This window comes from Corallococcus sp. Z5C101001, assembly GCF_007352635.1.
GTDB lineage: Bacteria > Myxococcota > Myxococcia > Myxococcales > Myxococcaceae > Corallococcus > Corallococcus silvisoli.
The window spans coordinates 234,220-257,077 of record NZ_VKLU01000014.1 but is presented as its reverse complement, the minus strand read 5'-3'; the positions used below and the strand labels follow the sequence as shown (position 1 = coordinate 257,077).

The 22,858-nt window shown below is 70.9% G+C and carries 21 protein-coding genes and 1 tRNA gene; 13 read left to right on the top strand and 9 right to left on the bottom strand.

All coding sequences use genetic code 11. The annotated features are described in order from the left end of the window. Positions 1 to 11: 11 nt before the first annotated feature. A complete protein-coding gene (locus tag FOF48_RS29505) occupies positions 12 to 2,147 on the bottom strand; it encodes an MXAN_5187 family protein (RefSeq protein WP_143907011.1) in 2,136 nt (711 codons plus the stop codon). A gap of 154 nt (positions 2,148 to 2,301) precedes the next feature. Further along, entirely contained in the window at positions 2,302 to 2,661 is a 360-nt protein-coding gene (gene hpf / locus FOF48_RS29500; protein WP_143907009.1) for a ribosome hibernation-promoting factor, HPF/YfiA family, read from the bottom strand. Positions 2,662 to 2,820: 159 nt separating this feature from the next. Between hpf and FOF48_RS29495 the strand changes: the two genes are divergently transcribed. Continuing rightward, the gene (locus FOF48_RS29495) at positions 2,821 to 3,183 is read left to right on the top strand and encodes a response regulator (protein WP_143907007.1); all 363 of its coding nucleotides are present in this window, start codon (positions 2,821 to 2,823) and stop codon (positions 3,181 to 3,183) included. Positions 3,184 to 3,260: 77 nt separating this feature from the next. Next, positions 3,261 to 3,719, top strand: coding sequence for a DUF2007 domain-containing protein (locus tag FOF48_RS29490; RefSeq protein WP_143907005.1), 459 nt, complete (start codon positions 3,261 to 3,263; stop codon positions 3,717 to 3,719). A gap of 13 nt (positions 3,720 to 3,732) precedes the next feature. Here the strand turns inward: FOF48_RS29490 and FOF48_RS29485 are convergent, their stop codons facing one another. Further along, the gene (locus tag FOF48_RS29485) at positions 3,733 to 4,680 is read right to left on the bottom strand and encodes an N-acetylmuramoyl-L-alanine amidase-like domain-containing protein (protein ID WP_255442813.1); all 948 of its coding nucleotides are present in this window, start codon (positions 4,678 to 4,680) and stop codon (positions 3,733 to 3,735) included. Continuing rightward, positions 4,677 to 5,627, bottom strand: coding sequence for a HEAT repeat domain-containing protein (locus FOF48_RS29480; RefSeq protein WP_186002116.1), 951 nt, complete (start codon positions 5,625 to 5,627; stop codon positions 4,677 to 4,679). Before FOF48_RS29480 ends, FOF48_RS29485 begins: the two co-directional genes overlap by 4 nt. Before the next feature lie 188 nt (positions 5,628 to 5,815). Here FOF48_RS29480 and FOF48_RS29475 point away from each other — a divergent pair, with 188 nt between their 5' ends. Continuing rightward, positions 5,816 to 6,133, top strand: coding sequence for a DUF4398 domain-containing protein (locus FOF48_RS29475; protein ID WP_143907001.1), 318 nt, complete (start codon positions 5,816 to 5,818; stop codon positions 6,131 to 6,133). A gap of 17 nt (positions 6,134 to 6,150) precedes the next feature. Continuing rightward, complete coding sequence (locus FOF48_RS29470; RefSeq protein WP_143906999.1) at positions 6,151 to 7,578, top strand: OmpA family protein; 1,428 nt, start codon at positions 6,151 to 6,153, stop codon at positions 7,576 to 7,578. Between the two features lie 267 nt (positions 7,579 to 7,845). Here the strand turns inward: FOF48_RS29470 and truD are convergent, their stop codons facing one another. From truD to FOF48_RS29455, 3 genes are read right to left on the bottom strand one after another with little or no spacing between them, the layout of a single operon-like run. After that, entirely contained in the window at positions 7,846 to 8,868 is a 1,023-nt protein-coding gene (truD, locus tag FOF48_RS29465; protein WP_143906997.1) for a tRNA pseudouridine(13) synthase TruD, read from the bottom strand. Then, entirely contained in the window at positions 8,865 to 10,184 is a 1,320-nt protein-coding gene (locus FOF48_RS29460) for a DUF4388 domain-containing protein (RefSeq protein ID WP_186002115.1), read from the bottom strand. Before FOF48_RS29460 ends, truD begins: the two co-directional genes overlap by 4 nt. A 7-nt stretch (positions 10,185 to 10,191) precedes the next feature. After that, entirely contained in the window at positions 10,192 to 11,142 is a 951-nt protein-coding gene (locus FOF48_RS29455; protein ID WP_255442812.1) for a thioredoxin domain-containing protein, read from the bottom strand. Between the two features lie 103 nt (positions 11,143 to 11,245). Between FOF48_RS29455 and FOF48_RS29450 the strand changes: the two genes are divergently transcribed. Together FOF48_RS29450 and FOF48_RS29445 are read left to right on the top strand one after the other, a co-directional pair. Further along, on the top strand, positions 11,246 to 12,307 hold the full coding sequence (locus tag FOF48_RS29450; protein WP_143906990.1) for an asparaginase: 1,062 nt from the start codon (positions 11,246 to 11,248) through the stop codon (positions 12,305 to 12,307). Between the two features lie 71 nt (positions 12,308 to 12,378). Next, on the top strand, positions 12,379 to 13,290 hold the full coding sequence (locus FOF48_RS29445) for a GGDEF domain-containing protein (RefSeq protein ID WP_143906988.1): 912 nt from the start codon (positions 12,379 to 12,381) through the stop codon (positions 13,288 to 13,290). A gap of 82 nt (positions 13,291 to 13,372) precedes the next feature. Here FOF48_RS29445 and FOF48_RS29440 read toward each other — a convergent pair whose 3' ends face one another. After that, complete coding sequence (locus FOF48_RS29440; protein ID WP_255442810.1) at positions 13,373 to 14,965, bottom strand: HEAT repeat domain-containing protein; 1,593 nt, start codon at positions 14,963 to 14,965, stop codon at positions 13,373 to 13,375. A 140-nt stretch (positions 14,966 to 15,105) separates the two neighbouring features. Between FOF48_RS29440 and rpsU the strand changes: the two genes are divergently transcribed. From rpsU to FOF48_RS29410, 6 genes are all read left to right on the top strand, one after another. Next, complete coding sequence (gene rpsU, locus FOF48_RS29435) at positions 15,106 to 15,300, top strand: 30S ribosomal protein S21 (RefSeq protein ID WP_014395136.1); 195 nt, start codon at positions 15,106 to 15,108, stop codon at positions 15,298 to 15,300. 110 nt (positions 15,301 to 15,410) lie between these two features. Beyond that, positions 15,411 to 15,869 carry a GatB/YqeY domain-containing protein gene (locus tag FOF48_RS29430; protein WP_143906984.1) on the top strand — a complete coding sequence of 153 codons (459 nt, stop codon included), beginning with the start codon at positions 15,411 to 15,413 and terminating at the stop codon, positions 15,867 to 15,869. A 334-nt stretch (positions 15,870 to 16,203) separates the two neighbouring features. After that, on the top strand, positions 16,204 to 18,039 hold the full coding sequence (gene dnaG, locus FOF48_RS29425) for a DNA primase (RefSeq protein ID WP_186002114.1): 1,836 nt from the start codon (positions 16,204 to 16,206) through the stop codon (positions 18,037 to 18,039). 90 nt (positions 18,040 to 18,129) lie between these two features. Then, complete coding sequence (gene rpoD / locus FOF48_RS29420) at positions 18,130 to 20,250, top strand: RNA polymerase sigma factor RpoD (protein WP_143906982.1); 2,121 nt, start codon at positions 18,130 to 18,132, stop codon at positions 20,248 to 20,250. Positions 20,251 to 20,349: 99 nt separating this feature from the next. Next, complete coding sequence (locus FOF48_RS29415; protein WP_143906980.1) at positions 20,350 to 20,676, top strand: MGMT family protein; 327 nt, start codon at positions 20,350 to 20,352, stop codon at positions 20,674 to 20,676. A gap of 54 nt (positions 20,677 to 20,730) precedes the next feature. After that, a tRNA-Ile gene (locus tag FOF48_RS29410) sits at positions 20,731 to 20,803 on the top strand. 35 nt (positions 20,804 to 20,838) lie between these two features. Here the strand turns inward: FOF48_RS29410 and FOF48_RS29405 are convergent. Beyond that, positions 20,839 to 21,726, bottom strand: a complete 888-nt coding sequence (locus tag FOF48_RS29405; RefSeq protein WP_143906978.1) for an NmrA family NAD(P)-binding protein — start codon at positions 21,724 to 21,726, stop codon at positions 20,839 to 20,841. Between the two features lie 138 nt (positions 21,727 to 21,864). Here FOF48_RS29405 and FOF48_RS29400 point away from each other — a divergent pair, with 138 nt between their 5' ends. Beyond that, a complete protein-coding gene (locus FOF48_RS29400; protein WP_143906975.1) occupies positions 21,865 to 22,842 on the top strand; it encodes an AraC family transcriptional regulator in 978 nt (325 codons plus the stop codon). Positions 22,843 to 22,858 lie beyond the last annotated feature (16 nt).

Sequence of the window (22,858 nt, the reverse complement as noted above, 5' to 3'; positions counted from 1 at the left end):
CCCGCCGGACCTCAGTCCTTGACGGGCGTCGCCTTGAGAGCGGCCTTGCCTTCCTTCACGTAGACCTGGAAGCGCACCGTCTTGCACGCGTACTTCGTGACGAGCTGCTCCTTGTTCTTGCGCAGCTTCTGCACGAACTTGTCGTACGTCAGGCCGTCCGCCAGCTCGCCGCAGCGCTCGCGCGTGGTGACGAACTCGCGGAAGACGTCCTGGAAGTGCTGCTCCTCCGACAGCGCCACCGCCGCCGCGCTGTTCGCGCCGGGCAGCGGCACCGCCTGGCCGCCGCTGGAGCGCGGAGGCGGCATCGGGATGGCCTCCGACGTGGGCCGGGTGCTCGCCTGGAGCAGCTCCCGGGGAATCGCCGCCACGCGCGTCGTCTCCGGCGAGTCCGGATCCGACGCCTGCGCCGCCGCCAGCGCGAACGGGTTGGCCGCCTGCTGGAGCGAGTACGCCGCCGTGGGCTGATCCTCGAAGGCGAACGCGCCATGGCGCGGCGCGGCCGGGGCGAGGGGCTCACTCATCGGGGGCGAGTGGTCGAAGGGCATCGCCCCGCCCTGCCCGTACGCGGGGGGCGGCGCGAACGGCTCCGCCGCGGGAGGCGGGTAGGATGCGGGCGGTGACGGGAACGGGAACGACTCCACGCCCGCGAACGGATCCGCCATCGGCGCGGCCACCGGAGGCGGCCCCCCGAACGGCATCGGCGCGGCGGCGGACGGAGCCGGCATCGCGAACGGATCCGCCAGCGGCGCACCCGCCTGGGGAGCCGGCATCGCGAACGGATCCGCCGCCGGGCTGCCCGGGAACGGGAACGCATCCGCGCCCGCGAACGGATCCACCGCTGGGTTGACGGGCGGCGGCGCGACCGCGGCGAACGGGTTGGACACCGGCTCCGAGGAAACGCTCGACGCGAACGGGTTGGAGGCAGGCTCCGAGGGGAGGCTCGACGCGAACGGATCCGCCAGCGGCGCGGCCACGGCGGCAGGCGCCACGGCGGCCGGAGCCGGCGGCGAGGAGGCCACGGGCTGCGCGGCGGGAGGAGTGGACTGCGCGGCGAGCGCCGCCGACCACCCCAGCGTGTCCGAGTTGCCCGACGCCGTCTCCTCGCCAGAGGACTTCTGGCCACCGCCCATCAGCGCCGTCCAGACGAGGCTCAGCACGAACAGGCCCGCGAGCCCCAGGAGCGCGGTGTGCTGGTACGCGGCCAGCGGAGCCAGCGTCGCCGCTGTGCCGGCGAGGACCACGACCTCGTAGGGCGTGCCCTCCAGCGCCCGGCGCGCGCCGATGAACAGCGGGGCCTGGCCCCCCATCGCGTCGCCGTTGGTGAACGCGGGCAACTGCACGGGGCCCAGCGCTTCGAGCGAACCCGACTCCAGCACCGTGTCCTTCGCGCCCACGCTCAGCCGGGGCAGCGCGCCATCCAGCCGCGCCTTCTCCGGACCGACGCCTCCCACCACCTTGTCGCCCTGCACCAGCCCGACCGCGGCCGCGGCCGACAGGTCCAGCGCGCCCTGCAGCGCGGTGTCCGCGCCCAGCGGCGCCCCCACCACCAGCGTCACGGCGGGAGCGGGGGTCGCGTCGCCCTTCCACGCCAGCGGCACGGACGCGAACACGTGAGGCGCCCCGAAGGCGTCCACCAGCGCCGTGCCCGCCTTGGCGAGCGCCGCCACATCCAGCGCGGCCGCGTCGGAGGACGGCTCGGCACCGGCGCGCGCATGGAAGCTCGCGTCACCGGCCACCACCGCCACCACCGCGCCCTGGAGCTCCTTGGGCAGGCCGGCCTCCGCGGCGGTGCGCAGGGCCCCGAAGCGCTCGGCGGTCAGCGGCAGGAGCGCGCCCGCGTCCTCCGCGTCCTTCGCGGCGTTGCGGTCGCGCGAATACGAATACGAAGACTTCGCCACCACGGGAGCGGGGCGCAGCGCGTGCACGGCGGCCGCCACTTCGGGGCTGCCGGCCAGCTTCAGCGCCAGGGACTGCACTTCCGCGCGGCGAGCATCCACGCGACGTGCCACCTCGCCGATGCCCGAAGCGGCCTGGAGCGCGGCACCGTCCACCGCGCGCGCGCGCTGAGGCGCCGACAGCGTCGGAAGGTGAGCCAGACCCAGTCCGAGGACCAGGAGTGCGAACAGCAGGAACTTGAGGCGGACCATCGCCGTCCTTTAGCCCAGGGGTGAGGGGTCCGCTTATAGCGTCCACCGTTCGACCCCAGCAAGGAACTGGCCCGAAGGAGCCCGGGGGCCGGACGCCCGGCTGGCATCCGGAATTCCCGGGCCCTTCGTCCCGCCGCGCCGCGAAGGGGGGCGCCTAGTAGTTCGAGGCGTCCGCGTTGAGGTCGTACGGCAGCCCGTTCGTCGCGATGCCGCGACGGCGCTCCACCGCGCGCTTGATGGCCTTCTCCAGGCGGTCACGCGTTGCGTCGATGGCCTGGAACAACGTCTCCGACGTCTCCGTCACGTGCACCGACTCCATGCCAGGCAGGCGCACCGTCACCCGGCACTCCTTGTCCACGCCTCCCTTGGGCCCGTTGATGTCCACGAGCGCGATGTCGATCTCCGACGCCTCGTCCTCGGCGAACCGCTCGATGTGGGCCACCAGGTGCGTGTCCACATACGCCTTGAGGTTGTCCGTCAGCCCCAGATGCACTCCACGCAACAACACCTTCATGGATTCACCTCCGGGCACAAACATGGGCAGTCCCCCGCCCGCCCGTGAGGGGCTGACGCAAGCCCTCCCGCCTGCCCTCCCCCAAGGCAGCCGTCCGGACGGCATGGCGCCCGGGACACCGTGGACGAATCCCGCCCAGCACCGGGTTGCTCTAGTCGCATGGATGGCGAGCGAATCAGGGTCCTTCTGGTGGAAGACGACGGGGACAGCCGCGAGCTGCTGGCGGAGCTGTTGGAGGACGCCTTCGACGTGACCACCGCCGTGGACGGCGTGGCGGGGCTGAAGGCGTTCGAGGACACGCGCCCGGACGTCGTGGTGACGGACGAGTCCCTGCCCGGAATGAACGGCACGGAGCTGGCCCAACAGGTGAAGGAGCGCGAGCCCAGGGCCCGCGTCGTCCTGGTCTCCGGCTACGCGCAGGTGGAGGGCGCGGACTACTGCGACGCCGTGCTGCGCAAGCCCATCGACGTGGAGCGCCTGAGCCGGATGGTGGGCGAGCTGGGAGACGCCGCGCGGCACTGAGGGACATTCGCGCGGGGCACCGCCTGCCATCCGCGCGATCCGTTCCTAACATTCCAGCCATCGCCCAGGAGGGCCCCATGAGGTACTGCGCACGGTGTGGCTCGGAGTATCAGGACAGTGTCGTGGACTGCACGGATTGCCCCAACCACCCGCCGCTCGTGTCGGCGGAGGAGATGCGCGACCGGGGGCTTCCCCTCCCGCATGAACTGGACAAGCACCGCTTCGTGAGGGCGGGCACCGCGGACGACCCGGTGACGGCCCAGGTCTACGCGGAGGTGCTGGACGAGCACCGCATCCCGCGCATCGTGAGGCCCGGCCGCTCGGGCGTCGTGGACGAGATCACCACGGGCAACCTGATGCCCTGGTGGGAGCTGCTGGTGCCGGACACGCTCCAGGCGCGCGCCGCCACGCTGCTGGAGGAGACGAAGCTGCAGGGGCTCGCCACCGCGGCCGAGGCCGGCCGCGCCGCAGAGGAAGAGGAGCGCGAGGGAGAGCAGGCGCGTCAGCCGGTGGACACCGCGCCCCCAGCCCTCTGACAGCGACAGGGCCTCAGGGCGCGCCGACGTCCGCGCGGCCCCGGGCGGGCGCGGGCTGTGACGCGAGCGTGGCGGGCGGACGCCGGGCCTCGAAGAGGCTCACGCCCGTCACCCGCCACTTGTCGTACCGCGCGTTGCGGGCGAGGAACGTCTCCAGGTCCTCGTCCACCACGCGGTTGTAGCCGCCCTTGGACGCGTGGCGCAGGTACGTGCGCTTCTTCTTCTGCACCACGAAGCCCAGGTGCGTGATGCGCGTCGCCTTCTGGGGCAGGTCCTCACGCATCACCACGAGGATGGTGCCGGAGGGCACCTCACGCGCGTGGGTGAGCACCTTCTCCAGCGGAATCATGTTGAGGGTGAAGGTGCCCACGGGCTGGCGCTCGCGCGGCAGCTGCAAGGCCATGGACGACTTCGACTGCCAGGTGCGCGCGGTGAGCGTCTTGGTGACGGCGACGCTGTCGTCCTTCGCGTACTGGCGCGTCACGTCCACCAGCAGGCCCTTCTTGATGTTGTTGGGCAGCCACTGCGCTTCCATCAAGTGGTTGCGGTCCTCGTAGGAGGGCGTGCTCGCGTAGCGGATCCGCTCCAGCAGCGCCGGCACCTCGGGCTCGGCGTGGGCCATGCTCAGGGCCAGCGTCTCCTCCACGAAGGTGAGGCAGTCCACCGCGTCCAGGCGGAAGGGGGGGTCGGGGTCCACGCCCTGGCCCTCACCAAGAGGCGAGAGGACGTAGGGCGTGTTGAGGAAGCGCTCGCTCATCCCCAGCAGGCGCTCGGCGAGCGGCGCCTCGGCCGGGTCCGCGATGAGGGCCGCGCGCTGTTCGGGCGTCAGCGGGGTCCAACCGTTCTCCCGCACGGGGGACATCGGCGCGGGCGCGGTGGGCACCGCCTTCGTGGGCGTCCTCGGGCTCATGGCCGGCGCCTGCGCCAGGAGCGCGAGCGCGCACACCCCGGCGAGGTTCACGGCGCCACCCCCGCCTTGCGCAGGATGGCCTTGCGCCGGTCGTCCGCCAGTTGCAGCGTCTCCAGCTCCTTCTCGTAGACGAGCTTCTCCTCGCCCTTGGCGTTCCAGGACGCGAGCACCAGCCAGTCGAGCGACGCGGCATCCCCGCCCTGGGACAGCACGCGCGCGGCGGTCGCGGCCACGGTGCGGTCCGCGTCCTGGAGCAGCGGGGACAGCACGGGGCCCGCCTTCTTCGCCGGCACGCCCTCGAAGAGCACGAGTCCCTGGCGGCGCACGAACTTGTCGGAGTTGCCCAGCAGCTTCTGCGCGAAGGCGAAGCCCTCGGGCGCGCCCAGCCGGCACAGCCCCCGCGCCGCGGCGAAGCGCGTGCTCTCTGAATCGCTGTCCAGGTAGGCCTTGAGCGGGGCCTTCTGCTTCGGGTCGCCGGAGGCGCCCACGGCCTCCAGCAGCGCCGCGCGGACCTCCAGGTCCTGCTCGGCCTTCACGGCGGCCATCAGCGGCTTGCCCATCTTGGGGTTGCGCGACGCGCCCAGGGCCCGGGCCGCCTCGCGGCGCACGCCGCTGCTCTTGTCCTCCAGGAGCGGCAGCACCGCACCGGTGTTGCGGCTGCCCAGGCGGGCGAGCCCTTGCGCCGCGTACATGCGCACGGTGCTGTCCCCGTCCGACGCCAGCTTCACCAGGGTGGCCTCCCCCGTGCGCGCGCCCAGCGACGCCAGGAGGGCCGCCAGGTTGCGGCGCGTGCGCTCATCGAAGGCGGTCCGCAGCAGCGGGCCAATCTCCTCGGCGGCGTAGGCCTCCTCGCGCAGGAAGTGCAGGCGCGACGCGGCGGCCGGCACGGGGCTGCCATTGGCCACCTGGGCGAGCACGACGTCCGCCTCCGCGCGGCTCTGGGCCCGCTTCGACGCGGAACCGGGGCCGCCCAGGGCGGTCAGGGGCAGGAGCAGCAAGGCAAGCAGGGCACGGACGGACGGAGCACGCACAGGGGCGGAACGATGGCAAGCACCGCCCCCGCCGTCAAAGTCCACCCCGCGCGCCCGGCGCCCTGCCCCACCCCAACCGCCCGATTCTTGACCCCCCCGAGGGCGATTGATACGACCGACGCCAGTCCCTCCGCTTCTGGACCGAGGCCCCCGTGATGACGAAGCAGTCGCTCCTGTTGGCGGTCGCGGGCGTGCTGACCGCATGTGGCCCCGTGAAGTCCACGTCGAACATCCTCGATGCCGAGGTGCAGATCCAGGCCGCGCGCACGGCCGGGGCGGAGAAGGAAGCCCCCTACGAGTGGACGGCCGCGAACCTCTACCTCCAGAAGGCGCGCGAGGAGGTCGGCTATTCGGACTACCAGTCCGGTGTGGACTTCGCGGTGAAGGCCTCGCGCTTCGCCAATGAGGCGCGCGAGAAGGCCATGTCCGCCGCCAACTCCGGCGACTCCCAGGGCCGCCCCCAGAACCCGTGACGCCCGAGCGCTCTCCGATGAAGCGTCTGACCCAGTCCGCGCTTTTCACCCTGCTGTTGGCCTCCCTCTCCTGTGTCAGCGGCAACAAGATCCGCGCCGACACGGAGGTCCTCACCGCTGACGTGGAGCGTGCCCGCCGGGGCGGCGCCCTGCGTTGCGCGCCCGCGGAGCTGGCCACCGCGGAGGCCAACCTCGACTTCGCCCGGGGAGAGCTGAGCCAGGGCAACAGCACGCGCGCCGCCCAGCACGTGCGCACCGCCGACACCGCGGTGAAGCGCGCCCTGGAGCTGTCCAAGAGCTGCGCCCCGCGCCAGGTGCTGGTGCGGGACCGCCCGGAAGCACCTCAGCAGCCTGACCAGCCGCAGCAGACCGCCCAGCCGCAGCAGCCGCAGGTGGTGGTGAGCATCGAGGAGACGGACCGCGACGGCGACGGCATCCTCGACAAGGACGACCCCTGCCCCGACCAGCCCGAGGACGTGGACGGCTTCCAGGACCAGGACGGCTGCCCGGATCCGGACAACGACAACGACGGCGTGCTCGACGCGCAGGACAAGTGCCCGCTCATCCCTGGCGTGCCGGAGAACAACGGCTGCCCGCCGGAGGCCCCCAAGGACCGCGACGGCGACGGCATCCTCGACAACGTGGACAAGTGCCCGGACCAGCCCGAGGACAAGGACGGCTTCGAGGACGAGGACGGCTGCCCGGATCCGGACAACGACCAGGACGGCATCCTGGACGGCACGGACAAGTGCCCCAACGAGGCGGGTCCGCTGCAGAACCTGGGCTGCCCCATCGTCGACAGGGACGGGGACGGCATCAACGACAACGTCGACAAGTGCCCGGACGAGCCGGAGGACAAGGACGGCTTCCAGGACGAGGACGGCTGCCCGGACCTGGACAACGACAGCGACGGCGTCCCGGACGCGCAGGACAAGTGCCCCAACGAGTCGGGCCCGCCGGAGAACGGCGGCTGCCCGGATCCGGACCGCGACGGCGACGGCGTGGTGGACCGGCTGGATGCGTGCCCTGACGACCCGGGCGTGAAGGAAGAGCGCGGGTGCGCCAAGCAGTACAAGATGGTCATCGTCAAGAAGGACCGCATCGAGATCAAGAAGCAGATCCTCTTCGGTTCCGGCTCGGCGAAGATCATCGGCAAGCAGAGCACCACCATCCTCGACGACGTAGCGCAGGCGCTGCGGGACGCGCCGTGGATCCGCAAGATGCGCATCGAGGGCCACACCGACTCGATGGGCAACGACACCGCGAACCTGAAGCTGTCGCAGAAGCGCGCGGACGCGGTGATGGCGCAGCTGCTCAAGCGCGGCATCGACCCGGGCCGGATGGAGGCCGTGGGCTTCGGTGAGACGCAGCCCGTGGCGCCCAACAACACCAAGACGGGCCGCGCGCTCAACCGCCGCACGGAGTTCAACGTCGTCCGGCAGTGACGTCCGCCCCACCCCGCTCCACCTCGGAGCGGGACCCGCGGTCCCCAGCGCCTCCCCAAGCCTCACGCCCAGGGAGGCGCGGTCATTTCCAGCGGAAACACGAAGCCGTCATGGGAGTCAGGACGCAAGCGCCGGCGAGGAATGGGCGGCGTCCCGTCCGCGAGCAGGTCGGATCCACCGCCAGCGGGCCACCCCGGCCCTGTCCCGCGCAGGGGGCCTCCACCGTGACCGCGCGGCGGGGGAACGCCAGCGCGGCCCGTGGATGCCTCAGCCGTCCTTGAGCAGCTCGTGCAGGACTTCGGTGGCGTAGGCGCCGCGCGGCAGCTCGAAGGTGAGCAGCGCGTCCTCGCCCTCCACGGCGAGGTCTGGCGCGCCCAGGCGCACGCGGTAGGGCCGGCGCGTGCCCTCCGTCTCGTCGCCGCCGCGCTGGAAGTCCCCCAACGTGACGCCCGCGTCGGAGAGCAGCCGCGCCTCGGCCTCGGCGACCTCCCCGCGCGATGCGGTCATCTTCGGGCCGAACATCGGGCCCGCCGGGCTCACCTCGAACGCGGCGACGCGCGGCATGTCCACCTCTGGCGCCTCGCAGACGAAGAGCCCGCCCGTCTCCTCCTTGCGCAGCACGTCTCCCGCGAGCGCCGTGGCGAAGGTGCCCGCCGTGAGCCGCTGGACCAGGGCCTGGTTGAAGAGGCGCGACTGGAAGGCGGACAGGTACAGCTTGCGCTGGAAGCGGTCCGGCCGCTTCGGCAGCCGCTGCCCCAGGATGAGCATCCGGCCCAGGTCCGCGTTGTCCCCGGCCCGGCCGAAGCGCTGCTCACCGAAGTAGTTGGGCACGCCCTGCGCGGACAGCAGGGCGAAGGACTCGCGCGCCGCGCCCAGGTCCTGGACGCCGCGCAGCCTCAGGCGGAAGCGGTTCCCCTTGAGGTGCCCGGTGCGCAGCTTGTTTCCGTGCCGCTTCGCCTCCAGGACGCGCACGCCCTCCAGCGCGAATCCAGGCAGGCGCGGCTCGGCGATCGCGGGCACGGACAACCACTGCCGCGTCACCGCCTGCCGGTCCTTCATGCCCGCCACGCCGATGTCGTCCTCGCGCACCGCCAACGTGGCCGCCAGCGCACGCACCACCTCGCGCGTGTCCCGGCCGCGCTTCTCCACCCAGAGGTACAGGTGCGTGCCCTCGCCGGACGGCAGGTAGGCGGGCAGCTCCTCCACCTCGAAGTCCTCGGGGGTGAGCTTGAACGCGCCGCCACACCCGGGCACGCCCGAGGTCAGCCTTGGGAATCCAGTGTCCGTCACGGTGCCTCGAGTGTGGCCAGGAGTTCCTTCACCCGCCGGGCCAGGTCCTCATCCGCGCGCGACTCCAGCAGCTCCCCCACCTGGAACAGCAGGAAGAACATCACGTCGCTCAGCGCCTGACGGAACGAGGCCAGCGGCTCGCTGCCCAGGTGGGCGCGGTGCTTGTCGAAGGCCTCCATCAACCGCCCCTCCGGAAGGCTGCCATCCGCCGCGAACGCCAGCCCCTCCAGCACCGGCGACGACGACAGCGCCTGACCGGACAGCGCCGCGTTGGCCGCGGCGATGAACTGCCGATCCATGCCCGAGCGGGCCACCTCGTCGCGGATCTCCCGGAAGATGAAGTTGAAGACGCGCGCCACCGGGCGGGCATCCACCGGGGCCACTGTGCGCGCCGCCGGACGCGCGCGCTGCGCGGCCACCTTCTCCGGCACCGCCGCGGCGACGGGCGCGCCCACCGGCTTGTCCGTCAGCCCCGCGAAGCCGCCCTCCAGGAGCCGGAAGACGACCTTGGTGATGTCGAACTCGGACAGCCGTGCCGCGTGCCCCAGCTCCAGCACCGTGCGCCGCCCGTCCAGCATCGCGAGCACCCGGTCCTCGTCCTCCTCCAGCTTGCCGTCGGAGGGGCGCTTGCGCGCCACGTACATCCGGCCGTGGGGGATGCGCTTTCGGAAATGCGCCAGCTCGTCGATCTTCCGGATGCTGTCCATCAGCAGGCTCTGCGTGGACAGCTGGATGGAGTGCCCCGTCTTCTCGTCCAGGGGCTGGTCGACGAGGAAGAACGAGCCCTCGCGGCACAGCACGATGGCGTGGAAGATCTCGCTCACCTGGTGGGTGACGCACTTGAACAGGTCATGCGCCTGGAGCACGCCCTTCTCCACCAGCACCCGGCCCATCTTCGATGGCGACTGCTCGCGCAGCACCGCCTCCACCTGGGCCCGGTCGGCGTAGCCCAGCCGCACCAGCACCTCGCCCAGCCGGTCGGCGGGCTCGTCGGAGGTGGCGCCGCGCACCTCGCCGTCGCGCAGGGTCAGCGAGCGCTCGCCGCCCGGCGTGTGCACGCGGACGACGCCGCTCCAGCGCGACTGGCTGAGGAACGCGATGAGGTCCGACAGCGGAAAGCCGCCCGCGTCCCCGGCCAGCACCACGCGCGGCGTGGGGATGGAGCCCCCTTCGGGCGGCGTGCGGGAGAAGACGAGCAGGTCGGGCGCCGTGGGCATCAGCGCGTACGTGCCCGAGCGCCCCGCGAGCGCGGGGATGCCGGACCGGTCCTCGGGGACCAGCTGCGCGGCGCCATCGATGCGGAAGCGTTGGTTCATCGAAGGGTCAGTCGGCGGCCCACGCGTTGTTGTTCGCGCGCCACTCCACCTCGTCCTCCATGCTGTGCTCGAGCTGCCCTTCCTGATAGCCCAGGTCGTACGCGCGTCCGTTGAAGAACACCGTGGGCGTGCCGGTGATGGCCGCCGCGCGTCCCTGTGAACGGAAGCCCTCGATCTCGTCCTTGTACTGTTCCGTCTTCAGCACCGCGGCCAGCTTGTCGCCGTCCAGCCCCACCGACTTCGCCAGCGCGGGCAGCGCCTCCGGCTTGAGGTTCTCCTGCTGGCCGAAGAGCGCGTCGTGCATCTGCCAGAACTTCCCCTGGTCGCGCGCCCACAGCACCGCCTGCGCCGCCGGAATGGCGTTGGCGTGGATGGAGAGCGGGAACGGCAGGTAGCAGAAGCGCACCTCGGTGGGGTGCTTCTTCGCGAAGCCCTCCAGGATGGGCCGCGCCTTGCCGCAGAAGGGGCACTCGAAGTCGGAGAACTCCGTCACCGTCACGGGCGCGTTGGCGTCGCCCTGGCACATGCGCGGATCCACCTTGAGCTGCGTGCGCGGCTCGCGGAAGGACGCGTAGTACTTCGACAGCGTGACGATGACCTCGCTCGCGGGACCGCCTTCGGCCACCAGCCGGGCGGACAGCCGGGCCATCCGCTTGGCGTGCCGGCAGGTCGTGTGCTGCTTGAGGCACGCGCCCAGCGAATGTGGGCAGCCGCAGTAGCAGAACTCGTCGCTGAACACCGTGGCCAGCTCGCGCTTCGCCGCCGGGGGCAGCGCGGAGAAGTCCATGCCGGGGATGCCCGAGAGCGCCTGGGACGGATCCGCGGAGGGCGCCTCGGCGGCGGGGGCCGGAGCCGGGGTGGGGGCCGGGGCGGCGGCCACGGGGGCCGCCTTGGGGGCGGCCGGGACTTCCGCGCTCTTGGTGCAGCCGGCGCCCATCAGGGTCACCGCGGCCAGCACGGGAGCAACACGCTTCCATCGAGGGAGGAGCACGGCCCCGGGGTTTAGCCACGCGCGCAGGGCTTGTAAAGCAAGGCGGGCTTTGGCAGGAGGCCCCTCGCCCATGCCCAGAGTCCTGATGCTGCACACCGGAGGCACGCTCGGAATGGCCGGCGGCCGGCCCTCCGCCCTGCGTCCCTCGGCCTTCTTCCAGACCCTCCGCAAGCGCGCCCCGGAGTTGTTCCAGCTGGCCGACATCGAGCTGGAGCTGTTCTCCAACCTCGACAGCTCGGAGATGCAGCCCGAGCTCTGGAGCCGGATGGCCGCCCACCTCCACCGGCGCCTGCCTGAGTTCGACGGGGCTGTCGTGACCCACGGCACGGACACGCTGGCGTATACGGCGAGCGCGCTGTCCTTCATGTTGCGCAACCCGCCCTGCCCCGTGGTGCTGACGGGTTCGCAGCGGCCGCTGGGGGAGATCCGCTCCGACGCGCGGCTCAACCTCATCGACGCGGTGCTCTCCGCGCTCCAGGGCCCGCGCGAAGTGACCATCTGCTTCGACTCGCACCTGTATCGGGGCAATCGCACGCGCAAGGTGAAGGTGGCCGAGTACGACGCCTTCGAGAGCCCCAACTTCCCCGTGCTGGGCACGCTGGGCGTGGACGCCACCTTCGAGAAGGGCCTCGCGTCGCGCGGCCCCTTCCGGCTCCACGACAGGTTGGATCCGCGCGTCTTCCTCCTGAAGGTGTACCCGGGGCTGGATCCCGCGCTGCCCCTCCAGCTGCTGCCCCACGTGAAGGGGCTGGTGGTGGAGGCGTACGGGGCGGGCAACGTGCCCATCGCGCCGGAGCTGGGGCGCTCGCTGCTGCCGCTCTTCGTCCAGGCACGCGAGCGGGGCATCCCGGTGCTGGTGGTGAGCCAGGCCTACCGCAACGGGGTGGACCTCACGCTCTACGAGTCCGGGGCCCAGCTGTTGGAGCAGGGGGCCGTGGGCGGTGCGGACATGACCCCTTCGGCCGCGCTGGTGAAGCTGATGCAGGGGCTGGCGGAGCATCCCCGGGGGGGCGAGGCGCTGGCGCGCTTCCTCCGGACCCCCGTGGCTGGCGAGCTGTCCGTCGGGCGTTTGACAGTTCCTCCACCGGAGAAAAAGCGCCGCCGGCCCACGCGGGTGGGGCGGGTCGGCTGACACCGGGTGCGTGAAAGGAGTGTGGGTGTGCTTGCCGCCGTGAAAAGGCGGCCCGTAAGATGGGAGGCGCGATGTCCGAGGAGAAAACTTCCGTCCATTCCATTTCGGACCTGCTGGGCAGTGCCCAGCAGCAGAGCGCCTATCTGATCGTCATCAGCGCGAAGTCCGCCGCCGGTATCGGGCGGATGTTCAAGCTGGACCGTTCGGAGGTGGTGCTGGGCCGCAGCTCGGAGGCCCAGTTCCAGGTGGAGGACGACGGCATCTCCCGCAAGCACGCGAAGGTGGTCGCCATTGGCGACGGCCGCTTCCAGCTGGTGGACCTGGGCAGCACCAACGGCACCTACCTGAACGGCCTGAAGGTGAGCGCGGCGCCGCTGTACGACGGCGACAAGATCCAGATCGGCTCCAACACGGTGCTGAAGTTCAGCATCCAGGATGCGCTGGAGGAGCAGTACCAGCGAAGCATCTACGAGTCGGCCACCCGCGACGGCCTCACCCGCGTCTACAACAAGAAGTACTTCATGGAGACGGTGCGCAAGGAGTTCGCGTACTGCCTGCGCCACCGCGTGCCGCTGTCGCTGGTGCTCTTCGACGTGGACCACTTCAAGCGCATCAACGACGTGTACGGCCACCCGGCCGGCGACTTCGTGCTGACGCGCATCGCGCAGCGGGTGAGCGACACCGTGCGAACCGAGGACCTGCTCGCGCGGTACGGCGGCGAGGAGTTCGCGCTGATGCTGCGCGAGTCCGCGGAGGACGCGGCCCTGGCGTGCGCGGAGCGCTGCCGCGTGGCGGTGGATCGCGCCGACTTCATCTTCAGCGGCACGCCCATCAAGGTGACCATCAGCCTGGGAGTGGCGACGCTGCTGGACTCGGACTTCTCCCAGCCGGAGGACCTCATCTCCGCCGCGGACAAGTACCTGTACCGGGCCAAGCACGCGGGCCGGAACCGAGTGGACGCCAAGGCCGTCAGCGGCCCCTGAGCAATGGAGGCCGGGGACCACCGGCCCTTCGGAGCCCACGCCTCGAGCGCTAACGCCGACGGCCCGCCTCGGGGCTTCGACGTCAGCGACCGAAGCCCAGCCGGCGCAGCCCCTCCGCCGACACATGCTGCACATGGGAGTCCGCGTCGTGGGCCGCCGCCTCGCTCAGCGCCGCGACGGCATGGGGGCCCCCCAGGGTACTCAGTGTCCTCGCCGCGGCGATGCGCACCTCCGCCACCGGATCCACGCGCAGGCGCTCCGCGAGGACGCGCACGTGCGGCGAGCGTCCCACGAACTCCAGCGCCCTCGCCGCCGCCGCACGCACCAGCGGGTGTTCTGAATCCAGCAGCCCCGCCGCGTCGTCCCCTCGCGAGGGCTGTCGATAGGAGGCCAGCACCTCCAGCGCGGCCACCACCACCTCCGGCGCCCCGTCCTCCAGCCCCTTCGTCGCCAGCGCCAGCGCCTCCCCATTCCGGGGAAGTGACCCGAGCGCGCGCACCGCGCCCGCACGCACGGAGGGAACAGTCGACACCAGGAACGGCGCCAGCCGTCGTGTGGGCGGAGGCCCCTCCACGCAGTCGCCCAACAGGGCCACCGCTTCGCCCTGGATCTCCGGCGTCCGCGCGTGGTGCCCCTCCGCCACGTCCCTCAGGAAGGCGAGGCACCCCTTCTCGCGAGCCATGGCCCCCAGCCACGGACGGGCGGCCTCCACCGTCTCCGCGTCCTTCACGCCCTGGAGCGCGGCGTCCCGCAGGGCCTTGCCGCCCGACTCCGCCAGCCCCCGCGCCGCCATCTCGCGGATCCGCCCGTCCTCGTCCGCCAGCGCCCCCGCCAGCTCACGCGACGCCAGCGGGCCGTAGCGGCGCAGCGCCGCCACCGCGATGCGCCGCCGCTGCACGTCCGCCGACGCCAGCTCCGGCCGCAGCGCGTCCAGTTCGCGCGAGTACACCGCGAAGAGCCGGTTGATGGCCGGCTCGTCTGGAGGCTTCGCATCCACCAGCAACAGCCGCCCCACCGAGGCGCGCTGGCGTTCGGCGACGGCGGACAGCAGCTGCGCCATCACCTCGTCGCCCGCGACGGGCCGCGACGCCACCGCGTCCAGCACCACGCGCGTCGCCGAGCGGCCCTGGAAGGTGGCCAGGTGAAGGAGCGCGGGCAGCCGCGCCGACGGCTCCTGCGAGAACATCTCCAGCGCCAGCGCCTGCCGGATGTCCTCCCGCCGCTCCCACACCCGCGCGGCGGCGGAGGGGCCCCGCGCACCGGCATCCCGCAGGAAGTCCGCCGTGGACCGCCCCGCGTCCGCCGCGGCCCGGACCGCGGTGAGACAGGCCCCCAGGTCCGCGTCCGGAGGGCTGTCCATGATCCAGTCCGCCAGGGCCCGCCGCTCCGTGAGCCCCCGGCTTCGGGCCTCCGTCCGCACCGCCGCCCACCGCACCCGCCAGTGGGCGTCCTTCAGGGCCGACTCCAGGGCGAGCCGCGCGTCCGCGCCCCCCGTCCCCAAGGCGGGCACCCAGCTGTCCACCCGCCCCCCGGTGACACAGACCGGACAGGTTCGCGCGCGCAGCGAGGGCTCGGTGACGTGGCGGCGGCAGGCGGCCCAGCACTCGGAAGCAGCCGTGCCGGCCCGGGAAGGGCTGGCCGCCAGCAGGAGCACCAGGAGAAGGAGGCGGAACACGCGAAGACGGACTTTAGCGCACCCCGGGCCCATCCTTTCCGTGCGGGTCTCCTTGCCTTTTGCGGCCCGCTGCGCCATACCCCCCGGCCCTCTAAAGATTTTTCAGATTGCATCCAGCTTAGGCGGAAGGAGGTGACTGCATGCCCGGTATTCGAGTGAAGGAAGGTGAGTCCATCGAAAGCGCCCTCAAGCGCTTCAAGAAGGCCACCGAGAAGGCCGGAATCCTTTCCGAGATCCGCAAGCGCGAGCACTACGAGAAGCCTTCCGTGAAGCGGAAGAAGAAGGCCCTCGCCGCCAAGAAGCGCGCTGTGAAGAAGGCCCGCAAGTCGTACTAGCAGGCCCGCAGTGAGGAGCCGGGGCGCCACCTGAAGTCAGGTGCCCTGGCTCCCGCCGTCCCATGCCCTGGCGCGGCGACCCCTATTTCCCGCCCGTGAGGAATCCCGACATGGCCACCCTGAAAGAGCGCATCGACGCGGACCTGAAGGACGCGATGCGGTCCAAGAACGAGCTGACCCTGAGCGTGCTGCGCATGCTCAAGAGCGCCGTGAAGTACAAGGAAGTCGAGCCGGGCGCCTCCGCGCTGGACGACGCGGGCGTGCAGCAGGTCATCACCGGCCTCATCAAGCAGCGCCGCGACTCCATCGAACAGTTCAAGTCCGGTGGCCGCCCGGAGCTGGCGGAGAAGGAAGAGCAGGAGATTGGCGTCCTGCAGCACTACCTGCCCCAGCAGCTCACCGCCGCGGAGCTCACCGCCGCCATCCAGGCCGCCATCGCCGAGGTCGGCGCCAAGGGCCCCAAGGACATGGGCGCGGTCATGAAGAACGTGAACCCCAAGCTCCAGGGGCGCGCCGAAGGCAAGGCCATCTCCGAGGAAGTGAAGTCCCAGCTGGCCAAGCTGTCCTGACGCACCGTGGTTTCCAGGGGAACGGGCGCCGGGAATGTCTCCCAGGGGCCCTCCCCGACCGGGCTCGCAGCGGATTTTTTGATCCCTCGCCCGCCGCCCATTAAGCGCTGATCCACAGGCCCTCCGCCCGTCCCCCACCCCGGGAGGCGTGCGGGCAGCCTCCAGGAGTGCGCGCCGTGTTCCAGTCCCCGTCCGATTCCGCGCCCCGTCCGCGTCCGCTGTCCCGCTTCGCGTGGGAGAGCCGCCGGCGGAGCGCCCGGTCCGGACGCGTCAGACAGAGCCGTCAGGATGGCGGGCGGATGGCCGAGCGCATGAGGATGGCTGGAGGGGCATCGTGATTCCGGAGCACAAGATCCAGGAGGTCCTCGACCGCGTGGACATCGTGTCGCTGGTGTCCCGCCACGTGGAGCTCAAGAAGGCCGGGCGCGAGTTCAAGGGCCGCTGCCCCTTCCACCAGGAGAAGACGCCTTCGTTCTACGTGGTGCCGGAGAAGCGCTTCTATTTCTGCCATGGCTGCCGGGCGAGCGGCGACGCGGTGTCCTTCATCCAACGCTACCTGGGGAAGACGTTCCAGGACGCGGTGCGCGACCTGGCCCAGGAAGTAGGCATCGACCTGGAGGCCGCGCAGGACCCGGGCCTCAAGGAGCGCCAGCAGGTCAAGGAGGCCACGGACTTCGCCGCTGAACACTTCCGCGCCCTGCTCTGGCAGGAGGATGAAGGCCGCGCCGCGCGCGCCTACCTCGCCAGCCGCGGCGTCTCCGAGGAAGTCGCCCAGGGCTTCGGCCTGGGGTGGGCCCCCGCGCAGTGGAGCCTGCTCGCGGACCGCTTCCAGAAGAACGGCATGCTGGAGTGGGGGCTGAAGGCGGGCCTCATCACGAAGCGCAACAGCGGGGATGGCTGCATCGACTTCTTCCGCAGCCGGCTGATGGTGCCCATCCGCGCGCCGGAGGGCCGGCCCATCGCCTTCGGCGGGCGGCTGGTCGCGGCGGAGGACGGGCCCAAGTACCTCAACTCGCGGGAGTCCCGGCTCTACAACAAGAGCGAGACGCTCTTCGGCATGGACCAGGCGCGCGACGACATCCACAAGCGCAAGACGGCGGTGCTCGTGGAGGGCTACTTCGACTGCATCGGCCTGCATCAGGTGGGCGTGCGTCACGCGGTGGCCCTGTGCTCCACCAACCTCACCGCCGGCCACCTCCAGGTCCTCAAGCGCGCGGAGGCGCGCGACCTGGTGCTGCTCCTGGACGGAGACTCCGCGGGGCTCGCCGCCGTGGAGCGCCTGGCCGGCCCCCTGCTCGCCGCGGGCGCGCCCACCCGGGTGGCGCTCCTGCCCCAGGGAGACGACCCGGACGTGTTCGCCCGCCGGGAAGGCACGGACGGCGTGGAGCGCCTCCTGGAAGGGGCCCAGCCCCTCACCTCCTACCTCTTCGCCACCCTGCTCCCCCAGGGCAAGCAGGCGAGCTTCGAGGACAAGATGTCCGCCCTCGAACGGCTCAAGCCCGTCACCTCGCAGGTGCCGCCGGGCCTGACGCGCTCGGCGCTCATCAGCGCGCTGGCCGGCCACTTCGGCTGGATGCCGGCGCAGATCGAGTCCTCGCTCCAGTACAAGCCGCCCCCCACGCCCCGGCCCCCGGCCCCGGCGCCCAACACCGTCGCCGCCCAGGCGGTCCCTCGCCCGGTGCCCAAGCCCCAGGCGGAGCGCCCTCCTCCGGAGTCAGAGGCGCTCTATGTGGCCGCCATTCTTCGGGAATCCCGCCTGCTCGCCCGGGACACCTTCCGCGTGTGTGATGAGTTGTCCCACATGGGTTTGAGGATGGTGCTGGCGCAGACGACGTCCGGGCAGGGGCTGGAGGAGGCGCTCTTCGAGGCGACGGAGGTCGTCAAGCGAGCGCTCCTGGAGGCCGGCCGGCGGCTTTCCCCCGGGGGAATGGAGCTGGAGACGGAGTTCATCCTCGCGTGCCGCGACATCATGGTGCGGCGTATCGACGAGCGGCTCGTTTATATAAAGCGGGCGACGGAACAGACGCCGGGGGCTTTTGATTTGACAGAGGAGACGCGGCAGCTCCTGTCCGAACGAAAGGAACTCCTGGCCCTCCGCAAGCGCGTCCTGGATGAGCTGAGGCCCGCTACCTCGGGAACGGGAACAAAGGCACCAATGCAACCGGTTTGAGTTCGCGTTTGTAAGAAAGCTCGACTTTGCGGTAGATCGGCCGGCTCGCCCAGGCCAAAGCACCTGATTTTCTTAAGGAGAAGTACCCGAATGCCGACGCAGAAGCCCCCCAAGGCATCCGTGAAGCCCACCAAGAAGAAGGTGGATCCGGTGATCCGCAAGAAGAAGGCCCCGGACAGCCCTGCGGCGAAGGTCACGAAGGCAGCGGAGCCCGAGGAGAAGGAGCTGGTGGCGAAGGAGGCCCCCTCCGAGGCGACCGAGAAGATCAAGAAGAAGAAGGGCGTGGCCGCGATCGCGGACGACGTGGACCCCGAGGAGGCCGCGGAGGAAGCCGCCGCCGCCGTCCAGGTGGATCCCGACGCGGTGGAAGACGACGTGGAGGAGGATCCCGTCGCCGAGCGCAAGGAAGTGAAGGACCTGCTGGCCGCGGGCCGCGAGAAGGGCTTCCTCACCTACGACGAGGTGAATGACGCCCTGCCCGCCGACATCGTGTCGTCCGATCAGATCGACGACGTGATGAGCATGTTCGGCGACAACGACATCGAGATCGTCGACGCGCAGAAGGCCGCGCAGTCCAACGAGATCAAGCCCACCGTCGCGGTCGAAGAAGAGAAGGAAGACCAGGACGAGGACGAGAAGGACGAGGACGACGAGCCGGGTGGCAAGTCCAACGACCCCGTCCGCCTCTACCTGCGCAAGATGGGCAGCGTCAGCCTCCTCACCCGCGAGGGCGAGGTGGAGATCGCCAAGCGCATCGAAGAGGGTGAGAAGGAAGTCCTGCGCGCGCTGCTGGCCTGCCGCGTCGCGGTGGCGGACATCCTGGACATCAGCAACCGGCTGAAGACCGGCAAGCTGCGCGTGCGCGACGTCATCAAGGACGCGCCGGAGGAGGCGCAGTCGGAGAACGCCGAGGAGCCGGTCGAGGAGGCCGCCGAGGGCGAGGCCCCCGCGCAGCTGGCCCAGAGCGAGCTCAACAAGATCGAGCAGATCTCCAAGCAGATCGAGCGCTTCCGCAAGTTCGCCAAGGACTGCGAGGTCCTGGAGGAGGAGCTCTCCGGCAAGAAGAAGCTGACGGAGGTGCGCAAGAAGGAGCTGAAGCAGGAGGTGAAGGACCTTCGGACCAAGATGATGGAGGTCCTGGAGGAGATGCGGCTGAACAAGAAGCAGGTGGACCGCATCGTCCTGAACCTCAAGGGCCTCATCGAGCGCGTGGAGAAGGCGGAGGAGGAGCTGGGCGACCTGGAGCGCCGGTACGCGGTGTCCATGAAGGACCTGCGCCCGCAGCTCAAGGAGTCGCGCGAGAACCCGAACATCGCCAAGAAGCTCCAGAAGCAGCTCAACTTCACGCCGGAGCAGCTGGAGGTCCTGGACCGCGACGTGCGCACCGCGGTGCGGAAGATCAAGCGCGTGGAGGAGGAAGCCAACCTCCCGGTGGACGCGCTGCGCCGCAACTACGACGCCATCCGCCTGGGTGAGAAGCGCGCCGAGCGCGCCAAGAGCGAGCTGGTGGAGGCGAACCTGCGCCTCGTGGTCTCCATCGCGAAGAAGTACACGAACCGCGGCCTGCAGTTCCTGGACCTCATCCAGGAGGGCAACATCGGCCTGATGAAGGCGGTGGACAAGTTCGAGTACAAGCGCGGCTACAAGTTCTCGACGTACGCCACCTGGTGGATCCGTCAGGCCATCACCCGCGCCATCGCGGATCAGGCCCGCACCATCCGCATCCCGGTGCACATGATCGAGACCATCAACAAGCTCATCCGCACGAGCCGCTACCTCGTGCAGGAGATTGGCCGCGAGCCGACGCCGGAAGAGATCGCGGAGAAGATGGAGCTGCCGCTCGACAAGGTGCGCAAGGTCCTGAAGATCGCCAAGGAGCCCATCTCCCTGGAGACGCCCATTGGCGAGGAAGAGGACAGCCACCTGGGCGACTTCATCGAGGACAAGAGCCTGGTGTCGCCGGCGGACGCGGTCATCAACATGAACCTGGCCGAGCAGACCCGGAAGGTGCTGGCCACGCTCACGCCGCGCGAGGAGAAGGTCCTGCGCATGCGCTTCGGCATTGGCGAGAAGAGCGACCACACGCTGGAAGAGGTGGGCCAGGACTTCGAGGTGACGCGCGAGCGCATCCGCCAGATTGAAGCCAAGGCGCTGCGCAAGCTGCGCCACCCCAGCCGCTCCAAGCGCCTGCGCTCCTTCGTGGAGAGCTGACGCGGCTCGCTTTTTCCGCTGAGCGGATTGGATCTCCGAAGGCCCCCGTTCCCGCGCGTCGTGGACCGGGGGCCTTCCTCGTTTCCCACCCGAGTCCCCATGCCTCCGAAGAAGCCCGAAGCCCCCCTGCCCTTCTCCGAGAGCGTGATGCGCCAGGTGCGCTCCATTCCCCGGGGGGAGGTGCGCTCCTACGCGCAGGTGGCCGTCTACGCGGGCCGACCCGGCGCGGCCCGCGGCGTGGGGCGGGAGCTGAAGCACCTGCCAGGACAGGCCACGCAGGTGCCCTGGTGGCGCGTCATCCGCTCCGACGGGACGCTGGCGCCCCCGGTGGCCCATGAGCAGGCGCGCAGGCTGCGCGCGGAGGGCGTCACCGTGAAGGAAAGCGGGCAGGTGTTCCGGGTGGTGAAGAAAGACAGCAAGGACTGACGCGCGGCGGCGCTTGCAAGGCCAGCGCGCGCGGGGAGATAGTCCCGGGCCTGAGGGCCCTTAGCTCAGCGGTTAGAGCTGTCGGCTCATAACCGATTGGTCCCTGGTTCGAATCCAGGAGGGCCCACTCCCCTCACCTCCTCGGGAATCTCCCTGGCCGCCCTATGCCGCCGCGTAGGCGCGGGCCAGCTCGTCGGCGAAGTCCTCGAAGCGGGTGGGTGTCGTGTTCGCAGGCGTGCGGCCTTCCAGGGAGCGGACACGGCCGGCGTTGATGGCCTGGCCCAGCTCCACGTAGAGCCGCGCCAGGTCCTCGGAGAAGCCGCCGACGACGAGCGCTCCCGCCATGTCCTCTGGAGGGAGCTGCACGTACGGCAGCGCCGGCTGCCCGATGCGCGCTCCGAGGATGCGGGTGGCCTCCGCGTAGCTGAGGTCGCGAGGGCCCAGCAGCTCACGCACCACGAACCCCGTCCAGTCCAGGGCTCGCAGCGCCGCCACGGCCGCGTCGGCGATGTCGCGCGTTCCAATCATTGGAATGGCGCGCTCGGGCTCGACGACGTCCGCGTTGAGCCCCTGGTGCCGGATGACCGGCAGCACTTCGAAGAAGTTCTCGAAGAACGAGCCCGCTCGCAGCACCAGCACGTTCACCCCCGCGAGCGCGCGCAGGCGCTTCTCCTGCGCATGCAGGCTGTCAATGGGGCCCGTGCCCACGCCCTGATCCGCGCCCACGCTGCTCAGCGCGACCACGTGACGGAGGCCCGCCTCCCGGATGGCGGCGACGACGGCCTCGCCCATCCGGTCCTGCTGCGCGCGGTAGTCCGGCACCCGCACGTCATAGGGCAGCAGCGTGTAGGCCGCGTCCGCGCCCCGGAAGGCTTCCGTCAGGAAGCCCGCGTCACCGGGGTCCCCGACCCGGACCTCCGCTCCGGCGCGGGCCAGCGCCGCCAACGACTGCTCCGAACGTCCGATGGCGCGCACCGCCTGCCCCGCGCGCAACAAGGACTCCACCACCCGCTTCCCAGTACGACCCGTCGCTCCCATCACGGCAATCATCCGCGGCCTCCTCGTGTCTTGCATGCCGTCCAATATCGGCGCGACGCGGCGGCCTCTCAATGACAGCAGGTCCAGGATTCATGCCCGAACGTCCAGCTCGCTGGACGCCGCGCGCCCCGGCCCCGCAGAGTTCCAGGCATGGATGAACGGGACGTCTGGCGCTCGGTGGATCCGCTCGGAGAGGCGCTGCACCTGCTGCGCATGAGCGGGGCGTTCTATTGCAGCTCTGAGTTCTCCGCCCCCTGGGGCCTCGCGCTGCCGGCGATGCCACAGTGCCTGATGTTCCACGTCGTCACGGCGGGTCAGGCCTGGCTGGAGGTCGAGGGGCGTGACAGCGTCCTGCTCCAACCCGGAGACCTCGCGCTCGTGCCGCAGGGCACCGGACACCGCCTGGTGAGCGATCCCGGCACCACCGCCGCCCCGCTGTTCGAGCTACCGCGCGAGGCCGTCAGCGAGCGCTATGAAATCCTGCGGCATGGCGGCACGGGCGCGGTGACGAAGATGGTCTGCGGCGCGGTCCGCTTCGACCATCCGACCGCGCGCCACTTCGTCAGCCTGCTGCCGCGCATCATCCGCGTCGCTGCGTCCCAAGCGCCGAACCCGGAGTGGCTGCACAGCACGCTGCGCTTCATGGCGGCGGAGGCCGAGGCCCTCCGGCCCGGCGGTGAGACGGTCGTCACCCGGCTGGCCGACATCCTGGTCATCCAGACGATCCGCGCCTGGCTGGAGCACGACCCGGAGGCGCGCACCGGCTGGCTCGGCGCGCTCCAGGACCGGCAGGTGGGCCGCGCCATCGTGCTCATCCACCGCGACCCCGCGCGCGCCTGGACGCTCGGCACGCTGGCGAAGGAGGCCGCCATGTCACGCTCCGCCTTCGCCGCGCGCTTCACCCAGCGCGTCGGCATGCCCGCAATGCAGTACCTGGTGCACTGGCGCATGCAGGTCGCCGCGTCGCTGCTCCGCGAAGAGGATGCGGGACTGGCGGACGTGGCGAGCCGCCTCGGCTACCAGTCCGAGGCCGCGTTCAGCCGCGCGTTCAAGCGCTGCATCGGCGTCGCCCCCGGGACCTTCCGCCGCGACGTGGCCCCCCTGCCCGCCCCGGACTCCCGCCATTGAGCGCTCCCCGTGACCT